Origin of the sequence: uncultured Fibrobacter sp. (assembly GCF_937877005.1) — a bacterium.
Classification (GTDB): Bacteria; Fibrobacterota; Fibrobacteria; order Fibrobacterales; family Fibrobacteraceae; genus Fibrobacter.
In genome coordinates this window covers 1-2,110 of record NZ_CALEFV010000240.1, presented here as the reverse complement: position 1 = coordinate 2,110, position 2,110 = coordinate 1, and the positions used below count along the sequence as shown (strand labels likewise).

Annotated in this window: 2 protein-coding genes; both read left to right on the top strand. The window is 49.5% G+C overall.

Going from position 1 to position 2,110, the window contains the following annotated elements:
• The first annotated feature begins 130 nt into the window (after positions 1 to 130).
• On the top strand, positions 131 to 1,165 hold the full coding sequence (locus Q0628_RS10510) for an ABC transporter substrate-binding protein (protein ID WP_088657007.1): 1,035 nt from the start codon (positions 131 to 133) through the stop codon (positions 1,163 to 1,165).
• 7 nt (positions 1,166 to 1,172) lie between these two features.
• Positions 1,173 to 1,988: an ABC transporter ATP-binding protein gene (locus Q0628_RS10505; RefSeq protein ID WP_298770821.1), complete on the top strand. Its 816-nt coding sequence runs from the start codon at positions 1,173 to 1,175 to the stop codon at positions 1,986 to 1,988.
• Positions 1,989 to 2,110: the final 122 nt, after the last annotated feature.

Genomic DNA, 2,110 nt, shown 5'->3' with positions numbered 1-2,110 from the left:
CATTCTCGCTCGGATTTGAATACTTGCACGTTCAGACCGACTATCTAACCGCCGGCACCGTAAAAGAAGCAGACTTGAACCGCTATCACCTTTCCGCAACTTATGGCTTCTAACATAGGAGAATTTCACAATGACTCAGAATTATCATAAAAAACATTCTCGGATTGCATTGGCAATCCTCTTTAGCCTCGCCTGCGCTACTTCTGCAATCGCCGCAGACAAGATTTCCATCGGTTACCTGTCTTCTACAGGTCAAGGAAAGTTCTTCATCGCAAAAGATGCTGGCATTTTCGAGAAAAACGGCCTTGACGTAACGCTCGTAGAATTTTCGAATTCTGGCGACGGCATTGCCGCTGTCCGCGCAGGTAAACTCGATGCAGGCGCATTCGGTTCGCTCGCTCCGCTTATTCACATTTCGCAGGGTGCCGACATCCGCGTGATTGGTGGCATCATGGGCGGCGACCAGGCGGTGATTACCCGCAAAGAAAACGCAGCCTCCGTCAAAAAATTGAGTGACCTCAAGGGCAAGAAAATTGCCACCATTCGCTTGGGCACTGCCGACGCCATTGTCCGCGGCGGCCTCAAGAAGGAGGGCGTTGATTGGCGCAAAGACGTTACCATCGTAGAACTCAAGAATCCGCCTGCAGTGATCGAAGCCGTCAAGAATGGCAGCGTATTTGCAGGCGTTACTTGGGGACCCCATGACCTTCGCGCCGAAGAAGCAGGCCTTTCCGTGGTGCTCCGCAGTAAGGACATTAACCCCGGCCATATTTGCTGCCGCCTCATTGCATCGCTCCGCAAAATCGAAGGCCGCGACGATGTTTACAAGCGCCTGGTCAAGTCGCTGATCGAAGCCGAAGAACTGGTGCAAAATGATCACAAGAAGAGTGTGGAAATTATTGCCAAGTGGATCAAGCTCGATACCGCCCTTGTCAACAAGGCGTTCTACAGCGGGCACGTCACGCAGGACACGGACCCCAACGTGAAGGGAGTCGAATTTTTCTGGGATTTCTTGAAAGATGCCGAATTCATCAAGTCCGACAAGAAAGTCTCCGAATACGTTCGCACCGATTTCTACAAGGCCGCCATCGCAGAACTTCGCAAGGAAAATCCCAAGTCCGAATTCTACGCCAAGGCCGAAAACATTTTCAAGTCCAGGAACTAAGAATAGTATGACAATAAAGCAAAATGGTTTTGAAGCAACGAATCTCGGTTTTTCGTACGATGGCAGAGCCATCCTGAAAGACATCAACTTGAAAATCAATCAAGGTGAGTTCGTATGCCTGCTGGGCGAAAGCGGTAGTGGCAAGACCACTTTGCTAAACCTTCTCGCTGGGCTTACCAAGCCGAGCGAGGGGCATGTCTACTGGAAAGGAAAAGAAATCGAAAAGCCTTCTGCCGAAAGGAGTGTGGTCTTTCAAGACTACACCCTTTTCCCTTGGCTTACACTTCTTCAAAATGTAACGCTCGCTATTAAAAAGACAAAAAAGCTGAAGACAAGCTACGCCAAAAATTTAGCAGAAGAATACTTGAATTTGGTGGGGCTTTCTGGAAGCCTACATAAATACCCCTTTGAACTTTCGGGCGGAATGCGCCAGCGCGGAGCCATAGCGCGCGCCTTAAGTGTCAGCGCCGACGCCCTTCTTTTAGACGAACCCTTTGGCGCTCTCGACCCGGTAAACAGGGCGAGCTTGCAAGATTTAGTCTTGGAGCTTTGCCGCGGTGTCAAAGACCGTCCTATTACCACATTATTTGTCACGCACGACATTCGCGAAGCCGTTTATCTCGGGAGCCGCATTATCGTTTTAGGCTCTACCCCGGGGCGTATCATTGCAGATATCCCGCTTGATTTCCCGGTAAAGAAGAATCGTGGCGAATGGTTCCGCAACGAAAAAGTCCAAGAAACCATTGCAACTATTGAAGACGCCTACCACAAGGACATCCTTGAAAAACTAGGCCACATTGTACAAGGAGGTGCCAGCATATGAGAACTTTTACAAAATACTTATCCAAGTTTTCGGGGATCCTTTTTCTTCTCTTTTTACTTGGAATTTGGGTGTTGATCAGCTGCGGCCCGGAATGGGCCAGTCAGTATCTATTTCCGTCTCCT

Bases quoted from the DNA above. Each gene is read 5' to 3' on its own strand.
- Q0628_RS10510 (WP_088657007.1), top strand. From the start codon at position 131: ATGACTCAGAATTATCATAAAAAACATTCTCGGATTGCATTGGCAATC.
- Q0628_RS10505 (WP_298770821.1), top strand. From the start codon at position 1,173: ATGACAATAAAGCAAAATGGTTTTGAAGCAACGAATCTCGGTTTTTCG.